This window comes from Vibrio sp. R-1 (assembly GCF_035615595.1).
Lineage (GTDB): Bacteria > Pseudomonadota > Gammaproteobacteria > Enterobacterales > Vibrionaceae > Vibrio > Vibrio cholerae.
In genome coordinates this window covers 1-1414 of sequence record NZ_WPDC01000188.1, presented here as the reverse complement: position 1 = coordinate 1414, position 1414 = coordinate 1, and the positions used below count along the sequence as shown (strand labels likewise).

Annotated in this window: 2 protein-coding genes and 1 pseudogene; 1 reads left to right on the top strand and 2 read right to left on the bottom strand. The window is 51.5% G+C overall.

The genetic code is table 11. The features are described 5' to 3' along the window. Together GOU96_RS17490 and glpE are read right to left on the bottom strand one after the other, a co-directional pair. A pseudogene (locus GOU96_RS17490) lies at positions 1 to 116 on the bottom strand (rhomboid family intramembrane serine protease GlpG); the annotation flags it as partial. A gap of 36 nt (positions 117 to 152) precedes the next feature. Continuing rightward, entirely contained in the window at positions 153 to 485 is a 333-nt protein-coding gene (gene glpE / locus GOU96_RS17485; RefSeq protein ID WP_010862821.1) for a thiosulfate sulfurtransferase GlpE, read from the bottom strand. Positions 486 to 878: 393 nt separating this feature from the next. On the opposite strand from glpE, the gene GOU96_RS17480 reads away from it, so the two are divergent. After that, the coding region (locus tag GOU96_RS17480; RefSeq protein ID WP_324702063.1) for a YoaK family protein at positions 879 to 1414 on the top strand (536 nt) is incomplete at its 3' end.

The following is a 1414-nucleotide window of genomic DNA, read 5'->3' as shown; positions in this document are numbered from 1 at the left end:
TACAGAGCATACCCTTCCGGCTCTGGACGCAGCTCAATGCGCACGCCGCGCGTGGCCATATAATCAATGTAAGCCTGCGCCAGACGCGGGTTAGGCAGATGAATTAAAAACAGCATAAAGACGTTCCCGTAACAAACCGGAACGACGTCCGGTTATTCTGGCTGAAGCGGATCGCTCACCACTGGCGCCACTTTACGCCAGGCTTCAAAGCCGCCATTGAGACTGTATACCTCATCAAAGCCCTGATTAACAAGATATTGTGCTGCGCCCTGACTGCTGTTGCCGTGATAACACATCACAATCACCGGCATCGCAAAATCAGTCTGTTGCATAAAAGGTAGCAAGGATTGATTGGTCAGGTGAAATGCCTGTGGCGCATGGGCAGCGGCAAAACTTTGTGGATCGCGAATATCGACCAAAACCGCCTGCTCAGCCTGCAACTTTTGTAGCGCCTGTTCGACCGAAATAAACTGAAATTGCGTCATGCTCACCTCTGTAAACCACCACCGACGGCCAACGTTTGGCCGGAGCAAATAGGATTATCCGCTATCGCCGCATTGTACCGGATTCGGGCTTAGCACCAACCCGATGAACTGTGTGGACTCTCAAGAATGATTACAAGTTTTAACCCTTGTACATGTGAAAAACGCTAATGTAATCACAGCGCTATTGGGTCACTCCCGCTAGCCTGAACACTACGCATTACCCTCGCTACGTAAAGTTACTGTGTAAAACTACTGTTCGTATAATCACAGGCGGCACAGTTCAAGCAGCTTCACGTAGAGCGGGTACCACAGTGGTTTGTTAATCCCAATTATTGGTGACGACCGCGTTGTCGGTCATGTCATCCCTTGCATACGGAGTATCGAGGTGCTTCTATGGAATTCCCCCGTAAGGAACCCTTCCTGCTAGAGCCCGTGCTGTTGTCGTGGATTGCCGGTTATATCGATACCGTCGGTTTTATCGGCTTAAGCGGTCTGTTCACATCCAGTATTATCCAGAGCTTGATCGTCGCCAGCGCCCCATTGGCAACCACCTTGTGGCTGGCCGTCAGCGCAGTAGTTTGCTTTATGCTGGCGATGGCGGTGGTGACCTACAGTTTCACCCGCCAAAATCAGCACAGTATTTTTTATAAAGCGCGCTGGTATATGGCGGAAACCGTATTGCTGTTTTTATTTATGATTTGCGGCCACACTCTCAAGGCCGAGCCGGACAGCGATAATTTCTGGCTCTTGCTGACCAGCTTGCTGGGGGTGACAGCCATGGGGATCCACTGTGCGATTTCGCGCTTGATGCTGCGTCATCGCATTGGTACCGCGACCGCGACTGGGAATTTGATCCAGCTGACCATCCGTCTGACCGAGTTTTTTGCCACCAGCGAGCCTTATTGCGGCCAAAGCCGACGCGAAGAGCA

Excerpts from the sequence above, each read along its gene's own strand:
- glpE (WP_010862821.1), bottom strand. The coding sequence starts at position 485 with ATGACGCAATTTCAGTTTATTTCGGTCGAACAGGCGCTACAAAAGTTG.